The organism is Nocardia xishanensis NBRC 101358, from assembly GCF_001613365.1.
GTDB lineage: Bacteria > Actinomycetota > Actinomycetes > Mycobacteriales > Mycobacteriaceae > Nocardia > Nocardia xishanensis.
Map to the genome: position 1 here is coordinate 24,249 of NZ_BDCF01000062.1, position 16,983 is coordinate 41,231.

The 16,983-nt window shown below is 69.2% G+C and carries 16 protein-coding genes and 1 pseudogene; 5 read left to right on the forward strand and 12 right to left on the reverse strand.

Annotation, left to right across the window (positions count from 1 at the left end; genetic code table 11):
* Positions 1-38: 38 nt before the first annotated feature.
* The 3 genes from NX1_RS31270 to NX1_RS31280 all read left to right on the forward strand — a co-directional run bounded on the left by NX1_RS31270 (position 39) and on the right by NX1_RS31280 (position 3,931).
* A complete protein-coding gene (locus NX1_RS31270) occupies positions 39-2,174 on the forward strand; it encodes an ATP-binding cassette domain-containing protein (RefSeq protein ID WP_068067462.1) in 2,136 nt (711 codons plus the stop codon).
* On the forward strand, positions 2,171-2,908 hold the full coding sequence (locus NX1_RS31275; RefSeq protein ID WP_068067465.1) for a CbiQ family ECF transporter T component: 738 nt from the start codon (positions 2,171-2,173) through the stop codon (positions 2,906-2,908). The genes NX1_RS31270 and NX1_RS31275 overlap by 4 nt, the downstream gene beginning before the upstream one ends.
* Before the next feature lie 366 nt (positions 2,909-3,274).
* Positions 3,275-3,931 carry a DUF8020 domain-containing protein gene (locus NX1_RS31280; RefSeq protein ID WP_068067521.1) on the forward strand — a complete coding sequence of 219 codons (657 nt, stop codon included), beginning with the start codon at positions 3,275-3,277 and terminating at the stop codon, positions 3,929-3,931.
* A gap of 118 nt (positions 3,932-4,049) precedes the next feature.
* On the opposite strand, the gene NX1_RS31285 is transcribed toward NX1_RS31280, so the two are convergent.
* Positions 4,050-5,228, reverse strand: coding sequence for a lipase family protein (locus tag NX1_RS31285; protein ID WP_169812317.1), 1,179 nt, complete (start codon positions 5,226-5,228; stop codon positions 4,050-4,052).
* Positions 5,229-5,549: 321 nt separating this feature from the next.
* Here NX1_RS31285 and NX1_RS31290 point away from each other — a divergent pair, with 321 nt between their 5' ends.
* The gene (locus tag NX1_RS31290) at positions 5,550-6,197 is read left to right on the forward strand and encodes a cysteine hydrolase family protein (protein ID WP_068067467.1); all 648 of its coding nucleotides are present in this window, start codon (positions 5,550-5,552) and stop codon (positions 6,195-6,197) included.
* 43 nt (positions 6,198-6,240) lie between these two features.
* On the opposite strand, the gene NX1_RS31295 is transcribed toward NX1_RS31290, so the two are convergent.
* From NX1_RS31295 to NX1_RS31315, 5 genes are all read right to left on the reverse strand, one after another.
* Positions 6,241-6,390, reverse strand: coding sequence for an antitoxin (locus tag NX1_RS31295; RefSeq protein ID WP_084501893.1), 150 nt, complete (start codon positions 6,388-6,390; stop codon positions 6,241-6,243).
* Positions 6,391-6,525: 135 nt separating this feature from the next.
* Entirely contained in the window at positions 6,526-8,886 is a 2,361-nt protein-coding gene (locus NX1_RS31300; RefSeq protein WP_068067473.1) for an ATP-dependent DNA ligase, read from the reverse strand.
* Positions 8,887-8,941: 55 nt separating this feature from the next.
* The gene (locus NX1_RS31305; RefSeq protein ID WP_068067476.1) at positions 8,942-9,160 is read right to left on the reverse strand and encodes an antitoxin; all 219 of its coding nucleotides are present in this window, start codon (positions 9,158-9,160) and stop codon (positions 8,942-8,944) included.
* A 50-nt stretch (positions 9,161-9,210) separates the two neighbouring features.
* Positions 9,211-10,353: an MBL fold metallo-hydrolase gene (locus NX1_RS31310; RefSeq protein ID WP_068067479.1), complete on the reverse strand. Its 1,143-nt coding sequence runs from the start codon at positions 10,351-10,353 to the stop codon at positions 9,211-9,213.
* Complete coding sequence (locus NX1_RS31315) at positions 10,353-11,081, reverse strand: enoyl-CoA hydratase (RefSeq protein WP_068067482.1); 729 nt, start codon at positions 11,079-11,081, stop codon at positions 10,353-10,355. Before NX1_RS31315 ends, NX1_RS31310 begins: the two co-directional genes overlap by 1 nt.
* A 90-nt stretch (positions 11,082-11,171) precedes the next feature.
* On the opposite strand from NX1_RS31315, the gene NX1_RS31320 reads away from it, so the two are divergent.
* Positions 11,172-12,287 (forward strand): NAD(P)-binding domain-containing protein, encoded by a 1,116-nt coding sequence (locus NX1_RS31320; RefSeq protein WP_068067485.1) that lies wholly within the window; start codon positions 11,172-11,174, stop codon positions 12,285-12,287.
* 9 nt (positions 12,288-12,296) lie between these two features.
* On the opposite strand, the gene NX1_RS31325 is transcribed toward NX1_RS31320, so the two are convergent.
* The 6 genes and pseudogenes from NX1_RS31325 to NX1_RS37075 all read right to left on the reverse strand — a co-directional run.
* Positions 12,297-13,148: an aldo/keto reductase gene (locus NX1_RS31325; RefSeq protein WP_068067489.1), complete on the reverse strand. Its 852-nt coding sequence runs from the start codon at positions 13,146-13,148 to the stop codon at positions 12,297-12,299.
* Between the two features lie 181 nt (positions 13,149-13,329).
* On the reverse strand, positions 13,330-14,847 hold the full coding sequence (locus NX1_RS31330; RefSeq protein ID WP_068067492.1) for a carboxyl transferase domain-containing protein: 1,518 nt from the start codon (positions 14,845-14,847) through the stop codon (positions 13,330-13,332).
* A 99-nt stretch (positions 14,848-14,946) separates the two neighbouring features.
* A complete protein-coding gene (locus tag NX1_RS31335) occupies positions 14,947-15,549 on the reverse strand; it encodes a GTP-binding protein (protein ID WP_174414979.1) in 603 nt (200 codons plus the stop codon).
* Entirely contained in the window at positions 15,530-15,904 is a 375-nt protein-coding gene (locus NX1_RS31340) for a DUF742 domain-containing protein (RefSeq protein ID WP_068067495.1), read from the reverse strand. The genes NX1_RS31335 and NX1_RS31340 overlap by 20 nt, the downstream gene beginning before the upstream one ends.
* Positions 15,905-15,911: 7 nt before the next feature.
* Positions 15,912-16,325, reverse strand: coding sequence for a roadblock/LC7 domain-containing protein (locus tag NX1_RS31345; protein ID WP_011207200.1), 414 nt, complete (start codon positions 16,323-16,325; stop codon positions 15,912-15,914).
* Positions 16,322-16,983: pseudogene (locus tag NX1_RS37075) on the reverse strand (sensor histidine kinase); the annotation flags it as partial. The pseudogene NX1_RS37075 and the gene NX1_RS31345, both read right to left, overlap by 4 nt.

The window sequence follows — 16,983 nt, forward strand, 5'->3', positions numbered from 1 at the left end:
AACCGGCCGCGCGGCGCGCCTGCTGGCAGACTTGTTGCGTGAGTGATCTGCCCACGGCCGACGGCCGGACCGGTTCCGCGGAGCGCGGCCCGCTGCGCCCGATCGAGCTGGCTACCGGCGCCGTGCTCGGCGGGGTCACGGTCGGGCTGGTCACCGTCGGGTCCGTGGTTCCGCTGGCGGCCGCGCTGCAAATCGTCGCCGCGGTTCCGATGGGCATGCTCGCGCACCGCTACCGGCCGCGCGCGCTGGTGACCGCGGCCGCCTCGGCCACCCTGGTCACCTTCGTCGCCGCAGGCGTCATGCCCGCGCTCGGCGTTGTCGCCTCGGCGACGATCGGCGGCATCATCGGCGGCGTCAAGCGCCGCGGCGGCGGGCTGTTCTCGGTGTTCTTCCTCGCACTGCTGGCGGGCGTGCTGTGGGCCGCGTTCACCATCGGATCGCTGCTGGTGGCCGGGCGGACCAGGGAGCTGTTGTTCGACACCATCCGCAATACCGCCGACGGCGTGCAGCGACTCGCCGAGCGGCAATCCGCGCTGGAACCGCTCGGCCGGGCCGCGTCGGAATTCACCGACACCGTGCTCGCCTGGTGGTGGGTCTGGATAGGCGCCGGCGTCGCGCTCGGCGTGGTGGTGAGCGCGCTGTTCTCCTGGTTCGTGCTCGGTTCGGTACTGGACCGGCTGGCCTGGCTGCCCGCTCGGGATCGCCTCGACGCGCCGGTGGACGAGCGGCCGATCGGCCCGCTGCCGGTGACGCTCTACGCGGCGGGTTTCCGCTACCCGGGCGCGCGCACCGACGCGCTGAGCGATATCGACCTCAGCGTCCGGGTCGGGGAGTTCATCGCGATCGTCGGCCACAACGGCTCGGGCAAGTCCACGCTCACCAGGCTGCTGGCCGGGCTGCCGCCCACCTCGGGCGAGGTGCGGCGACCGGGCTCCGCGGGCCTCGGCCACCTCGGCGGGACGGCGCTGGTGCTGCAACGACCGGAAAGCCAGACCCTCGGCGTCCAGGTCGCCGACGACGTGGTCTGGGGACTTCCGCAGGAACTCGCCGCCGAGGTGGACGTGGAAGCGCTGCTCGGCGAGGTCGGTCTGGCGGGCATGGGCGAACGCGAGACCACCACCCTCTCCGGCGGCCAGCAACAGCGCCTCGCGGTGGCGGCCGCGCTGGCCCGCCGACCCGCGCTGCTCATCGCCGACGAAGCCACCTCGATGATCGATCCGGCGGGCCGCGGCGAACTGGTCGCACTGCTCGCCCGGCTGCCGCGCCGCCACCCGATGGCAGTGGTGCTGGTGACCCACCACGAGGCCGACGCCGCGGCCGCGGACCGGGTGGTGCATCTGGCGGCGGGCCGCACCGTCGACCGGCTGCCCGCCTGGCCGCAGCCGGTGCGCGACGCGCGCCGCCGCCCGATGGGCGAAAGCGTTCTGGAACTGCGCGACGTCCGGCACACCTACAACCGGGGCACGCCGTGGGAGGCGCCCGCCCTGCACGGCGTCGACTTGGTGGTGCGCCGCGGCGAGGCGCTGCTCGTGGTCGGCGGCAACGGTTCGGGTAAGTCGACCCTCGCCTGGATCATCGCGGGCCTGATCGAACCGAGTTCGGGACGCTGTGAACTCGGCGGCCGCCCGGTGACGCGGCAGATCGGCCGGGTCGAGCTGGCGTTCCAGCATTCCCGGCTGCAATTGCAGAAACAGACGGTCGGCGCGGAGATCGCCGACTGGGGTGGGCGGGCCACCGGATCCGGCGCGGTTGGCAAGGCGCTGGACGCCGTCGGCCTCGACCGCGCGCTGGCCGCGCGCTCCATCGAGGAACTCAGCGGCGGGCAGGCCAAGCGCGTCGTGCTCGCCGCCATCGTGGCCAGCCGGCCACAGGTGGTCGTGCTCGACGAACCGCTGGCCGGACTGGATCCAGAGGGCCGCGCCGACATCGTGGAACTGCTTGCGCGGCTGCGGGATTCGGGGCTGACGCTGATCGTCATCTCACACGACGTCGAGGACATGTCCGCCGTGTGCGACCGCACCGTGCACCTGAGCTCGGGCCGCATCCTGGAGGCTCAGCCGGCCTCCGACGCCGCCACCGCGGCGCGTCGCTTCGACCCGCACCGCGGCCCGCGATCGGCGACGCCGCACTCCGGTGACGCGGCGTGGCGCTTCGGACACGGAGGCGCGAAATGAGCACGGTCCTGTTCCGCCGGGTGCCGGTGTCCAGCCCGGTGCACAACCTCTGGGCGGGCACCAAGATGATCGCCGCGTTCCTGATCAGCCTGCTGCTGATGTTCTGGCCGTCCTGGCCGGTACTCGGTGCGATGGTCGTCTTCCTGCTGGCGATCGGGCTGATCGCCCGGCTTCCGCTCGGCACCCTCCCGAGGCTGCCGTGGTGGTTCTGGGCGCTGATCGGCGCGGGCGCGCTGATCAACGTGCCGGTGGGCGGCGCCGCGGTACTGCGCTACACCCAGACGATGGTCTTCGGCCTGATCCTGGTGGCCGCCTCGTTCCTCATCGCATGGACCACTCCGATGGGCGAGATCGCTCCCGCCCTTGCCAGATTGGGCGCGCCGCTGCGCAAACTCGAAGTGCCGGTGGACGAGTGGGCCGTCGTGGTGGCGCTGACGCTGCGCGGACTGCCGCTGCTGCTGGAGGAGATCCGGGTGCTGCGCGCGGCCCGGCGGCTGCGGCCGAAGGACCGCCTGCTGGACCGGGCGTCCGACAGCCCGATCATCGACATCCTCACCGCGGCCATGGCCGTGGCCACCCGCCGCGCCACCGAGCTGGGGGAGGCCATCACCGCCCGCGGCGGCACCGGACAGCTCACCGCCCGGCCCAGCGCGCCGGGTCGCCGCGACGCGGTCGCGCTCGGCCTGGTCGTGCTCGTCTGCGCGGGTTCGGTGCTGCTCGACGTGCTGATCTGATCTCGAACGGGATCCGCCGAGCCGACGGCGCGATCCGTTGGACAGCGGCAACGGCGCGCCGCCTTCCGGCGCGTCGCGTATCAGACCTTGTAGCAAGCCCTTGGTTATTCACACGAAAACGGTTTGACGTGCACATATAGCCAAGTGACATACCGCCTTCGACAAGGGGGTGACGACCGCGATCGACAAGAGGCACCATTACCCGCAGTTTTGCGGCCCAAACCAGCGATCGCCCAGTAATGTGACACCTAGCGCTGCTGTTCTCTGAATCACATCCAGGCTTCGCGCGCGTTGAGGGGGAAGGTTTTTCGGCGTGCGGGGTGTTCGTAGGGCATGAAATCCTGACGAAGATTGGAACACCGCAAAATGATTCTTCGCAAGATCACCGCGGTCGTCGTACCGCTCGTCGCCGCTGTCGCCGTCGGCGCGGGCGCTGTGCACGCACAACCGGCTGCCGCGCCCGTGCCCGACATCGGGTACGAGGCGAAGCTGATCGGCGACACGATCATCACCACACTGACGAACGGTTCCTTCGAGCTGACCGGCAACTCGGTAGCCATCAAGGACTCGAAGGGCAACGCGGTCGTCACCCTGCCGCTCTCGGTCCGGCAGGACGGACTGGAATACCCGCTGCCGCACAAGGTTCGCGACGACGGGCGGGTGCTGGAGCTGACGGCGGTCAAGAACACCGCGCAGGCCCGGCCCGTGCAGGCCGTCCCCGTCGCGTCACTGATGGAGAACCAGCAGGCGATGAACGCGTTCGCCTCGCAGTTCGGAATCGCGACCGCGGTCGGCGGATTCATCGGCACCGCGCTCGGCGCCCTCATCGGTCTGTCCGGCATCATCACCGGTCCCGGCGTGATCGCCAGCGTCATCACGGGCGCCTCGATCGGGGGCATCATCGGGACCATCCTCGTGGGAGGCCCCGCCTTGGTGGTCGCCGGTATCGATCTGATCAGCACATTGACCGCGGCGCCGGGTACCACCAAGTGGACGGAGCAGGCCGGGGTCCCGGTGAACTGAACCGCCCTTTCCGAACGCGACGCGCACCGACTACACCCCTCGAGTCGGTGCGCGTCGCTTGTCGTCCGGGCCGAGTTTCGGTGTCGGCCGCTCGCACCGGAGCTCTGCGGCGCCCGGCTCAGCGCGCGTGACACCCCGCCGCCACGGGCGCGCCCGCGAAGCGGTCACCGAGATAGTTCATCGCTCCGAACGCCTCGACGATCGCGGTCGGATTGTGGCCGGACAGCGTCGAATGCGTGACGGTCAGGTCGGCGCCGAGTGCGCAGTAGCGGTCGACCAGCACAGTGAAGCCCGCGACGGGAATCACGTCGTCGGTGGTGCTGTGGTAGAGGTAGGCCGGGACCCGCGGTGCGGTCCCGCCCAACTCCTGCGCCGCCGTCGCCGCGAGGAAGGCCGGGTGCGACAGCAGATTCGGTTCGAGCGCGAAATCGTCGACGCGCGCATTCGCGTACTTCAGCACCAGGTCCAATCCGCAGGCCGACCCGTCCTCGGCCAGCAGCGCGCGGCCGCGCTCGTTCAGCAGCTCGGCGACGCCGTAACCCGGGTGGTCACGCGCGACCGACAGCACGATCAGCAGCGCGAGCCCGGCCTGCGCGCCACCATCGACGCCGCGGGCGATCGCGGGCCAGTCGGCGGGCACCCCACCCGCGGTGATACCCGCGAACTCGACATCGGGAGCGTAGCCGGGTTGCAGCTGCGCGGCCCACAGCGTCGCGTACGCACCGCCCGAATACCCGTACGCGCCCACCGGACTCGCTGCCCCGACGCCGCCCGGGGCCAAGGCGCGAGCGGCTCGGATGCCGTCGAGCACGGCGTACCCGGCATTCATCCCGTCCAGGAAGCGGGACCAGGGTCCCTCGTGATCGCTGACCACCAGCGCCCAGCCGCGACGCAGCGCGTCCGCCAAGAACGGCGTGTCGGTGTAGGTCGTGATACCGCTCATCTCCCAGCCGCCGCGCAGCGCGTAGGAGGGCGCGCACTGGGTGCCGAGGCTGTCCTCGGGCACCTGGTAGGACAGCAGCGGCCGCTCCCCAGCACCCCACCACGGCAGGTTCGGCACCAGCACGGTGGCCATGCCCGGCGTCGGAAGGCCGTCCGCGTCGTTGGTCCGGTACTGCACCTGCCAGGCCGAAACCGGCAGCGGCAGACCCAATAGCGTGATCGGACGCGAGCGAACGATCGCGCCCGCTGGGTAGCCGGCGAGGTCGGCGGGAGCGGCGTAGAACGGATCGTCGTCGGGTCGCGGGATCGCCGCGCCCGGCACGGCGAGACTCAGCGACAGCGCCGCCGCCAGCAAGACAACTCCGAAAGCACGGAACCCGGGCCGACTCCGGGCCCTCACCCCCCTCGGCGAACGGGAGAACATGGCAAGCGCGCGCTCGCGAAGCGCACCGAAAGCCCCCGACGAACATAGGCCTTTCGTACTCATCCCGACTCCAAGGCTCACCGAGGCGCGGCTATCTCCGCCTCGACACACTCGACGGTACTGCGGAGGCGACCGCCCGGCAACAGGCGAGGCGCTCGTGGTTACAGTGGTGCGAAAGTGCCCTCAGCGCAACCGATTCGCCGCCCGACGTGGGTCGCGGCGACGTTCGATCATCGAGAAGGAGAGCTGATAATGCGGTACGGCAACGGACTGGACATCCCGGAAGGGCTCGCCGATGTGTGCGGCCCGGACCGGATGGCGGTGATCGTCTACGACATGCAGGTCGGGGTACTGGCGCAGCTGCCAGACGGCCAAGAGATCATCCAGCGGGTGGTGCCCGTGGTCGAGGCGGCCCGGCGCGGCGGCTACCCGGTGATCTTCTTGCGGCACTTCTTCCTTCCGCACCGGCTCAGCGGCAAGTTCGCGCTGCGGATGGCGATGACCTGGCAGGGGGTGGACTCGGTCGACGAGCTGAAACCGATTCTGCAGCGCGACACCCCGGCCTTCGAGCTGGTGCCGGAACTGCGGCCGCGGCACGACGAGATCGTCTTCGACAAGACCTCGATGTCGGCCTTCGAGGGCACCCCGCTGGCCAGCACATTGCGGGATCTCGGGATCGGGGCGTACGCGATCATGGGCGTCGCGATGGAGATCGGGATCGCGCCGACGATCGTCCACTCCACCGATCTCGGGTTCGTCCCGGTCGTGATCAGCGACGCGTGCGGCGGCCGCGATCAGGACGCGATCGCGCGTTCCTACGCGGATTTCGAGTTCCAGGGACATGCGATCGTGACGGATTCCGCGACCATCACGCCGCTGCTCGCGGGCGAGAAGGAGTGAGACCTTCCCGTCGTCCGGCGCTGGCCGGACGACGGGAGACCGCTCAGCCTTCCTTGCGGATGGCCTTCTTGGCGGCGTCCTGAGCCGCGTCGACCTGCCCGGCGAACTTGCCTCCGGTCTTCTGATCGATGATGTCACCCGCCTTGTCGATCACCGTGTCGACCTTGTCCGCGTTCTGCTGGGCCAGGTCCATCGCCTTGGCGGCCAGGTTCTTGAAGTCCACCGTGCACTCCCCGTTCTCGAGTTCGAACAACCGCGATTTCACGATACCGAGCCGCGCGCGACCGGTCTGGCAAACTATTGGCGACCGGCGTCACACCCCCGTGCCTCAGTCGAACTCGCCGACCCAGCCGGGATGCCAGAGACGTCCGGTCTCGGTCCAGTTCATGAAGCGCACGGTGCCCGCGATCTTCGGGGTCACCCACACCGCCTCCTTGCGTTCCTCGGCGGTCAGCGGGTTGTCGAACGGGCTGGTCTTGCGTTCCAGCTTGCGCAGCCTGGCGGCCAGCTCGCGCATGCCGGACTCGCCGAAGCCGGTGCCGACGCGGCCCACGTAGATCAACCTGTCCCGGTACGGAATTCCGACGAGCAGCGACTTGAACTCGCGCGCGTCGCTGCGCCGCCAGCCGCCGACCATCACCCGCTGGGTGCGCCAGTTGCGCTGCTTGACCCACGAATGTCCGCGCTTGCCTGGCAGATACACCGAATCCTTGCGCTTGGCGATGACACCCTCCATGCCGTGTTCCTGGCTGTAGTGCAACGCCACGGACCCGGGACCATCCAGCCGGGGCGGCACGCGCAACGAGGGCGAGTTGGCGGCGAGCGCCTCCAGCACTCGCCTGCGGTCCGAATAGCGTTTGCGCACCAGCGAGGTGCCGTCCAGATACAGCACATCGAACGCGACGAAGACGGCGCGGGCCGCATCAGCTTGCAGCAGGCCCAGATTCGCGACGCCGTGGTCGTCGAAGACGACCGCCTCGCCGTCCAGGACGACACGGTGGCCGACCAGCTCCTTCGCGAGAACCCCGATACCCGGATAGCGCGAGGTCACGATGTTGCCCGCGCGGCTGCGCAAGGTCACCGCGCCGGAATCGATCTCGGCGATCAGGCGGAAGCCGTCCCACTTCGTCTCGAAGCACCATTCGACCTCGTCCAATTCGCCCACATCGCCGGAGGTGGCCAGCATCGGCGCGAGACCACGGGGAAACGGCGCGTCGCCTGTCGGCGCCTGCGGTTCGATCGGTTCGGGAGCCGCGGACTCACCGCCGGATCCGTTGGACGGCTCTCGTTTCGCTGGGCTCCGGGACGAATCTCGCTGCGCTTCGGCGTCTTTCGATTCCGGCTGCTGATCGCGCATGAGATGCATCAGCCACTGGTTGCCGTTGGTCTGGATGAGCGCGTAGCGGCCGGTGAGCCGCTCGCCGTGGAAGCGGACGATCACCTCGTCGTCGCGCCACTTCTCGGTCTCGTAGGTGCCGGTATCCCAGATGGTCATCTCCCCCGCGCCGTACTCCCCCTTGGGAATCTCGCCGTGGAAGTGCAGGTACTCCAGCGGATGATCCTCGGTGTGCACCGCGAGCCGGTTCTGCCGCGTCGAGGTCGGCGGACCTTTCGGCACCGCCCAGGACACCAGGACGCCGTCGCGTTCCAGCCGCACGTCCCAGTGCAGGCGGCGCGCGTGGTGTTCCTGCACCACGAAACGATTTCCGGCGCTTGCGACGGGCCGCGCCGACGGCACCGGCTCGGGGGTGCGCGCCGGATCGCGCATGGAGCGGTACTTGCTCAGCGCGTCGGCGCCGCCCGCATCCGGCGGATCCAGCTCGGCGAGCAGATCGCCGTCGTCCCGGTAGCGCACGAGCACTTCCTCGAAACGCAAGTGCCGCAGCTTCTTCCGGTTCTCGATCTCGGCCCAGGCGCGCGGCGCCGCGGCATTGGGCTCGGTGCGGCCGCGCAGCGAATAGGGCGCGATGGTGGTCTTGGCCGGGTTGTTCTGGCTCCAGTCCAGGAACACCTTCCCGCGCCGGACGGACTTGGCCATGGCGGCCGTGACCAGGTCCGGGTGCAGCTTCTCCAGATTGCCCGCCACCTGCTTGGCCACGGTCGACGCGCCGCCGGGACTGAGCACCCGATCCAGCGGCACATAGAGGTGAATTCCCTTGCTGCCACTGGTGACCGGGAACGCGTGCAGCCCGATGCCCTCGACCATCTCCCGCACGGCCAGGGCGACCGTCGCGCATTCCGGCAGTCCGACGCCGGGTCCCGGATCCAGGTCGAAGACGAGGCGGGTGGCAGGCCCCATCTCGTCGTCGTCGAAACGCCATTGCGGCACATGCACTTCCAGTGACGCTTGCTGCCCGATCCAGGCCAGACCGGCCTCGGAATCGATCAGCGGATAGACCACCCGTCGATCGGAATGTGCGAGCGCGCGGCGCTCTAGCCAGGGAGGGGCGTGTTCGGCGAGATTCTTTTCGAAGAAGGAGGGGTGGTCGACCCCGTTGGGCCAGCGCTTTCTCGTCACCGGGCGCCCGGCGATATGCGGCAGCATCGCCGGAGCGATGGCCGCGTAGTAGGCGATCACCTCGCCCTTGGTGGTCCCGGTCGCCGGATACAGCACCTTGTCGAGGTTGCTGAGTTCGACCTCGACATCGGGTCGGCCCGGACCACCACCGAATGCACGGCGGGACACCATGACTCGATAGTACGGCCGGGAACCGACAGGTCGGCGGTCCCCGGCCGTGCGATCCTCAGGCCTGCGGTGACCGGCCCTGGCCGGGCTGCTCCGGAGGAACCACCTTCTTGGCGGCCTCCTTGCCCTTCTCGATCTTGTCCGAGTACTTCCCGTGCGTCTTCTGGTCGATGAAGTCGCCTGCCTTGTCGACCGCCTCGTTGATCTTGCCCGAGTTCTTGGCCGCCGCTTCCTTGCCCTTGCCGACCAGGCCCTTCAGAGTGTCCGTCAGGCTCATCGCCCTCGTTCCTTTCCTGCCGCCAATCGGGTGTCGGAGATACCGACAGGTCAACCTACATTTTCCCACCACGAATCGCGGGGAGGCAGGGCATGCGGCGACAGGCGCTGTCCCGGCATCGGCACCGCGACCGAGGTGCCCGCGTCCTGCGCGGCGGCGACCATCCGGTGCACCGGCTCCGACCATCCGTGGAAGGCCAGATTGAACGTCGCCCAGTGGATCGGCACGAGCAGGCCGTGGCCGGGATCGCCGACACACAGATCGGCGTGCGCGCGCACCGCCTCCTCCGGGTTCATGTGCACGTCGGCCCAGCGCTCATCGTACGCGCCGATCGGCAGCAGCGTCAGGTCGAAGGGGCCGAGCGCGGCGCCCGCCTCGGCGAACGACTTGGTGTAGCCGGTGTCGCCGCCGAAATACACCCGCCGCGTCGGGCCGACGATGGACCAGGACGCCCACAGCGTGGTGTTCCGCACCAGGCCGCGGCCCGAGAAGTGCCGTGCCTCAGTGCAGCTGAGCACCAGATCGGTCCCGTCCCGCTCCCGGCCCAGTGCTGCCAGCGAAACCGACCCGCCCCAATCCAATTCGACGATGCGGTGTTCGGGAACACCCCAGTGCCGCAGGTGCGCGCCGATTCCGATCGGGACCAGGAACGGCGTGGACTGCCCGACCACGAGCGCCCGGATGGTCTCCTTGTCCAGGTGGTCGTAGTGGTCGTGGGAGATGATCACCGCGTCCACCTGAGGCAGCTCGGCGAGTGGGACCGGCACCGGGTGCAACCGCGCCGGGCCGACCAGCGGCGAGGGCGAAACCCGTTCGCTCCATACGGGATCGGTGAGGATCCGATACCCGTCCACCTCGATCAGCGCCGACGCGTGGCCGTACCAGGTCACCGCGAGATCGGCGGCCTCGGCGGGCGGCTGCGGCTTCTGCAGCGGAACGACTCCGCGCGGGCGCCCGAGATTGCGCTTGGTGAACGCCGAATACAGCAGGGAGGGAACCGAACCCGCCGCGATCTGGGTGCTCGGCTCGCTGTTGTGGAACTGGCGGTCGCGGTAGCTCACCGACCCGGCCGCGTACGGCTGGATGGCCGACATCGAGGCGCCGATCGACGACGGTATGCCCCACGCGGCCCTGACCACCCAGGTGAGACCGGCTGCGGCTGCTGCGAAACCGAGCATCTTCCTCGTCCTCATCATCGCCCCACGAACTTCGCCGCGCGCTTCTCCGCCCGCGCCGTGCGGCCCTCGTGGGCGTCGGCGCTGGTCCACGCGGCTTCGAGCGCCGCGCGCTGCTGCGCGGATTCCGGTTCGCGGGTGCCGTCGTCGTTGAGCACCAGTTTCATGTGGCGCAGCGAAAGCGGCGCCAGCTCCGCGATGGATTTCGCCCACTCCTGCGCGTCGGCGAGGGTGCCGAGTTTGTTGGCGAAGCCGAAGGAGTAGCAGTCAGCGGCCGGAACACGTTCGGCGCCAAGCAGAATGGTGCGAGCCGGGCCGCCGCCGATCAGCGAGACGAGCCGCCGCACGGTCCACCGGTCGACGGTGATGCCGAGTTTGGCGGCCGGGATGGCGATGTAGGCGTCCGGCGCGATCACCCGCAGATCCGAGGCGAGCGCCAATTGCACGCCCGCGCCGAGCGCTCCGCCGTTGATGGCGGAGATCACCGGCACCGGGACCGACTCGATGGTGTGCAGCATGTCGAGCAGATCGGAGAGGAAATCGTCGGAGTAGACACCCGACAGATCCGCACCCGCGCTGAAGATCGGGCCGCGCCCGGTGAGGACGATCACCCGCGCCCCCTCGGCGACGGCGGCCAGCACGGCCTCGCGTAGCCGGGTCACGAGCTCGTGGTTCAGCGCGTTGCGCCGCTCCTCGCGTTGTAATTCGATGGTGACGACGTCACCATCTCGGCTAACTCCGAGCATGCATCCTCCCCGACTCAAAGTGTCGTTTGGTTACTTTCACTCTGCCACAGGCGGCGGAGCGGGATGCCGCAGGCGATACGATCGGCGGCTGTGCCGACCGACTTCGACATCCTGGTGATCGGCGCTGGTCAGGCGGGGCTGTCGGCCGGCTACCACCTGCGCCGCCTCGGGCTGCGCCCGGGAGTGGACTTTCTCGTCGTCGACCACGCGCCGGGACCGGGCGGGGCCTGGCAGTTCCGCTGGCCATCGCTCACGCTGAGCACCGTCAATCGGGTGCACGATCTGCCGGGGATGTCGTTCGCCGAGACCTTGCCGCCCGGTTCGGAAAGCGCGCAGGCGGCCACGGCCGTGCCGCACTACTACGAGCTGTACGAGAAGCGCTTCGATCTTCGGGTGCGCAGGCAGGTGTCCGTCGGCGTGGTGTGCGACCGCACCGAGGACGGCCTGCGCTGCGACGGGCGCGGGACCGTCCTCAACGCCGAAACCGACACCGCGGGCACGATCAGGGTGCGCGGACTGATCAACGGCACCGGAACCTGGGAGCGGCCGTTCATCCCCCACTATCGAGGTCAGGAGAACTTCGCGGGGCGTCAGCTGCACACCCGCGACTATCACGCCGCCGAGGAGTTCACCGGAAAGCACGTCGTGATCGTCGGCGGCGGCATCTCGGCGGTGCAGCTGCTGGACGAGATCTCGAAGGTCACCACGACCACGTGGGTCACCAGGGCCGAGCCGGTGTTCCGTGACGCGGAGTTCACCGACGAGGCGGGCCGGGCGGCGGTGGCGCTGGTGGAGGACCGGGTGCGCAACGGCCTGCCGCCGGGTTCGGTGGTCTCGGTGACCGGCTTGCGCTGGGACGACCGGCTGCGCGCCGCGGAGGCGCGCGGCGCGCTGCGCAGGAAGCCGATGTTCGACCACATCGAACCCGACGGGGTCCGCTGGGCGGACGGCACGTTCCAGCGTGCCGATGTCATCCTGTGGGCCACCGGGTTCCGCAGCGCGCTGGACCATCTGGCCCCGCTGCGGCTGCGCGGACCCGGCGGCGGGATCACCATGACCGGACGTCTCGCGACGCAGGTCGCGGTCGATCCGCGCATCCACCTGATCGGCTACGGACCGTCCGCGAGCACCATCGGCGCGAACCGCGCCGGCCGGGCGGCCGCCGTCGAGCTGACCGAGTACCTCGGTATCGGCGACTGCGGCTGAGCTGTCCGATCAGAGACCGGCGGTGAAGCTGTCCGGGTTCGGGCCGATGCGCCCGCCGCGGTCGAGCGCGTCGATCGCGTCCATGTGTCCGGGCGCGAGCTCGAAGCCGAACACGTCGAAGTTGGCGGCCATGCGCGACGGCGTGACCGACTTCGGGATGACGATGTTGCCGAGTTGCAGGTGCCACCGGATGATCACCTGCGCCGGGGTGCGGCCGAGCTCGTTCGCGATCGCGGTAATGGTCTTGTCCTCGAGCATGGTGCCCTGGCCGAGCGGGCTCCACGCCTCGGTGGCGATGGCGTTGGCGGCGTGGAATTCGCGCAGCTCGTGCTGGGCGAAACCGGGGTGCAACTCGATCTGGTTGACCGCCGGGATCTCGCCGGTCTCCTCGATCACCCGCCGCAGGTTCGCCACGGTGAAATTGGACACACCGATCGAGCGAACCCGGCCCTGGCGCTTGAGCTCCTGGAAAGCGCGGAAGGTGTCGATGAACTTGTCGGCGATGGCCACCGGCCAGTGGATCAGGTAAAGATCCAAGTAATCGAGGCCGAGCTTCGCCATGCTCGCGTCGAAGGCGCGAAAGGTGGCTTCGTAGCCCTGATCGGCGTTCCACAGCTTCGTGGTGACGTAGATCTCGTCGCGCGGGAGGCCGGCCGCGCGGATCGCCCGCCCGGTGCCCTCCTCGTTGCCGTAGATCGCGGCGGTGTCGATGCTGCGGTAACCGGCGCCTAGCGCGGCGGTTACGACGTCTGCCACGTCCTCTGGCGGCACCTGGAACACACCGAATCCGAGCTGCGGGATGACGTTGCCGTCGTTCAGCACGATCGACGGCACGGCGGAGGTTTCGCTTCGGAAGCTCACCCGTCCGACCGTAGAAGTGCGCGGGCGAACCGTCAACGACGCTTACCCGCGTGTTCGCCCGCAATAATGCTGCTGAACTGGGCATTTCGCCCATGCGCTCGGGTCGGCGGCGCTGGAAGCGGATTTCGTTGCCCGTCGATAGCGAAACCGTTGCTGCACGATAGCGGACACAGCGCTCGGTTCAGTAGGCCGGACGCCCGAGCCTGCGGTAGCGCTGACGCCGAGCGCGTTCGAGATCGTGCAGCGGCAGCGCGCGCAGGCGGGCCAATTCCGCGCCGATGGCGGCGACCATGCGGCGGGCGAAGTCGACCGGTTCGTCGGCGGCGTCGGGGTCTTCCGAGACGATGCGGTCGACGATGCCGTCGGCGAGCAGCGCGGGTGCGCTGATGCGTTGAGCCTCGGCGAGTTCCGGTGCGTGCTCGGTGTCGCGGAAGACGATCGCGCTGGCGCCTTCCGGGGGCAGCGGCGCGAGCCAGGCGTTGGTGGCGGCCAGGACTCGGTCGGCGGGCAGCAGCGCGAGCGCACCGCCGCCGGTGCCCTGGCCGAGCAGCACCGAGACGGTCGGGGTGTCCAGTGTCACCAGATCGGAGATGCAGCGGGCGATTTCGGGAGCGAGTCCGCGCTCCTCGGCCTCCTTGGACAGCGCCGCGCCCACCGTGTCGATCACCAGCACCAGCGGCAACCGCAACTCCTCGGCCAACGCCATGCTGCGGCGCGCCTCGCGCAACGCGGCCGGGCCCATGGTCTCGCCGAGCCGTCCGGCACGGTCGTGCCCGAAGACCACGCAGGGCTGGCCGCGGAATCTGGCGAGCGCGTGCACCACGCTGCGATCGGTCTCGCCCTGGCCGGTGCCGCTGAGCGGAACCCGTTGCGTCACATGGCGCAGCAGGTGGCGGAGTCCGGGGCGGTCAGGGCGGCGCGAGGCCAGTACGGATTGCCAGGCGGAATCGGCATCGGCGACCGTACCGTGCGCGACCGAGGCCGGATCCGGACCGGGACGCCGATCCGCGGCCGGCTCTTCGTCGCGCACTTCTCCACTGAGCACGCTCAGCGCGCGATGGGCGATCCGGCGGAAGACGTGCACCGGCACCACGCCGTCGATGACGCCACGGTGATAGAGGTTCTCCGCGACCTGAACGCCCTCCGGGAAGTCCTTGCCGTAGAGCGCCTTGTAGACGCGCGGACCGAGGAAGCCGATCAGCGCTCCGGGCTGCGCGAAGGTCATGTGGCCGAGCGAGCCCCACGACGCGAACACCCCGCCCATGGTCGGGTCGCGTAGGTAGACGAGATAGGGATGGCCCGCGGCCTTGTGCGCGGCGACCGCGCCCGCGATCTTCACCATCTGCACGAACGCGACGGTGCCCTCCTGCATGCGGGTGCCGCCTGAGGTCGGTGACGCGACGAGAGGCAGACCGATTTCGGTGGCCCGTTCGACGGCCGCGACGATGCGTTCGGCCGCCGCGACGCCGATCGAGCCGGCCAGAAACCCGAACTCGCAGGCGATCACGGCCACCCGCCGACCGCGCAGCAGACCCTCACCGGTGAGCACCGACTCGTCGGTGCCCGCCGTCGACGCGGCTTTACGCAGATCATCGCGGTAGCGCGGGGACGCGGCGACCTCGAGCGGTGGCCGATCCCAGCTGACGAACGACTCCCCGTCGAGCAGTTGCCCGAGCCACTCCCGCGCCGAAATCCGCATCGCGCGAGCATATCCGCACGGTCGGACGGCACAGCCGCCCGCGCCGCGGATCGTTCGGTGACGAAAACGGCCGCGGCGAACCGCGGCCGTCCCCGGTGATCAGTAGCCCTGCATCACCTTGCGCAGGGCGTACTCGGTGAGCGAGACCAGCGCCTGCTTGGCGGGCTCGCGCCGCCGCGCGTCGATGGACAGGATCGGCACGTCCGCGGGCACCGCGAGTGCCTGCCGGATGTCCTCGATCGGATAACGCGGTGCGTCGTCGAATTCGTTGAGCGCAACCAGGAAAGGTAGGTTGCGGGCCTCGAAGTAGTCGACGGCCGCGAAACTGTCCTCCAGCCTGCGGGTGTCGACGAGCACCACGGCGCCGATGGCGCCGCGGATCAGGTCGTCCCACATGAACCAGAACCGGTACTGGCCCGGCGTACCGAACAAGTACAGCACCAGATCGTCCGCAAGGCTGATCCGGCCGAAGTCCATGGCCACCGTGGTGGTGGACTTCATCGGAATGCCGGTCAGATTATCGATTCCCGTACTGGCATTGGTCACCAATGCCTCGGTACGCAGCGGAACGATCTCCGAGACGGCACCGACCAACGTGGTCTTGCCGACACCGAAGCCACCAGCGACCACGATCTTCGCCGAGGTGGGCTTGCTGGTGCGGGTATCGACCTGTGCCGTCGAATCAAATACGCCGGAGTCCACTGAGAACCCTTTCGATCAGCTCGCGACGTTCATCGTCGCTGGAATCGTCTTTCAAAGTCGCCGAAACGCGTACATGCCCGGCTTCGATGAGGTCGGCCACGAGTACCCGTGCCACACCGATCGGAATTCCGAGTCGTGCCGCTACTTCGGCAACGGACGGCGATTCTCTGCACAACTCCACGATTGACGTCTCGATGTTGGTCAGTTCGAACTGCCGCTCCAGGGCGACCGGATGCGATGCGACGAGGGCCTCGAGCGCCAACTCGAACGTGGGCCTGGTGCGGCCTGCGGTCAGCGAGTATGGGCGAACGAGGCTCGGCTCGGCGCTCCCCACGCGGTGATCTTCTATGTCCATCCCACCATCAGGAACCCATCGTGACGCGTGGCGTGGCCTGTACCGTCTGGCCAACACGCTCGACCAACAGAGCCATCTCGTAGCCGACCTGTCCGATGTCGCAGGACGTGTTGGTCAGCACCGCGAGATAGGAGCCGTCGCCGACCGCCATCAGCAGCAGGTATCCGTGTTCCATCTCCACGACCGACTGCAGCACCGTGCCGCCCTCGAACAGGTTCGAGACGCCGACCGAGAGGCTGGCCAGGCCGGCGGTGACCGCCGAGAGCTGTTCAGCGCGGTCGACGGGCAGCTGGGCACTCGCGGCCATGAGTAGGCCGTCAGCCGAGACCAGTACGGCATGAGCTACGCCAGGAACCTCGTTGGCGAAGTTCGAAACCAGCCAATCCAGCTGACGGTTCGTACCACCTAGATCGGGGTTCATCGGTCTCCTTTGTCTCCGGTTAGGTTCATTTCTCTCATCGCACGGCCATCCCGGACGCCCTGCTGGTGACGGCTCAAGCTGGACCTGATCGATTCCGGATCTCGGCTCGCAGCCCGACCCGCGGTGCCGCTGACGGCGCCGGGGACCAGCCTCCCGCCCGGATTGCGTTGAGGCAAGCCCGCAGCCGTCTTTGTTTCGGCCTGCGCCTCACTGGCCCTGCGTGCGGCCTGCCAACCCTCGTCGCCCGGCGACTCGAAGGAGGCCGCGATCTGGGACCGATCCGGGTTCGGATCGGCCAGCCACGCCGACATCATCTCGGCGAAGATCGGGCTGTCCATCGGCGACCCGGACTCGTCCGCGGGCTGCAGGCGAGTCTGGAAGAACGACGCCGTCTTCGATGGGTTGGACTTGTAGCTGTGCCTGCCGGGGTCGCGGCCGGCCGCCGGGGCGCTCGGCGCTGCTCCCTGCTCCGCGTTGCTCGCGGCGGGCTGCACCGTCCGTTCCCGTTGCGGCAGACCGACTCCCGGCGGCACCTCGCGCTGCGGCATCACTGTTGCGCCCGGTTCCCGCTGTGGCAGGCCGGTGGGCGACGGTGCGGCCGAAGGACGCTGCGGCAGACCGGTGGGGGCCTCGCGCTGCGGCAGGCCTTCCGTCGCGG

Excerpts from the sequence above, each read along its gene's own strand:
- NX1_RS31315 (WP_068067482.1), bottom strand. The coding sequence starts at position 11,081 with ATGCTCGGAGTTAGCCGAGATGGTGACGTCGTCACCATCGAATTACAA.
- NX1_RS31275 (WP_068067465.1), top strand. The coding sequence starts at position 2,171 with ATGAGCACGGTCCTGTTCCGCCGGGTGCCGGTGTCCAGCCCGGTGCAC.
- NX1_RS31290 (WP_068067467.1), top strand. The coding sequence starts at position 5,550 with ATGCGGTACGGCAACGGACTGGACATCCCGGAAGGGCTCGCCGATGTG.
- NX1_RS31305 (WP_068067476.1), bottom strand. The coding sequence starts at position 9,160 with ATGAGCCTGACGGACACTCTGAAGGGCCTGGTCGGCAAGGGCAAGGAA.
- NX1_RS31295 (WP_084501893.1), bottom strand. The coding sequence starts at position 6,390 with ATGGACCTGGCCCAGCAGAACGCGGACAAGGTCGACACGGTGATCGAC.
- NX1_RS31300 (WP_068067473.1), bottom strand. The coding sequence starts at position 8,886 with ATGGTGTCCCGCCGTGCATTCGGTGGTGGTCCGGGCCGACCCGATGTC.
- NX1_RS31340 (WP_068067495.1), bottom strand. The coding sequence starts at position 15,904 with ATGGACATAGAAGATCACCGCGTGGGGAGCGCCGAGCCGAGCCTCGTT.
- NX1_RS31330 (WP_068067492.1), bottom strand. The coding sequence starts at position 14,847 with ATGCGGATTTCGGCGCGGGAGTGGCTCGGGCAACTGCTCGACGGGGAG.
- NX1_RS31345 (WP_011207200.1), bottom strand. The coding sequence starts at position 16,325 with ATGAACCCCGATCTAGGTGGTACGAACCGTCAGCTGGATTGGCTGGTT.
- NX1_RS31310 (WP_068067479.1), bottom strand. The coding sequence starts at position 10,353 with ATGAGGACGAGGAAGATGCTCGGTTTCGCAGCAGCCGCAGCCGGTCTC.
- NX1_RS31280 (WP_068067521.1), top strand. The coding sequence starts at position 3,275 with ATGATTCTTCGCAAGATCACCGCGGTCGTCGTACCGCTCGTCGCCGCT.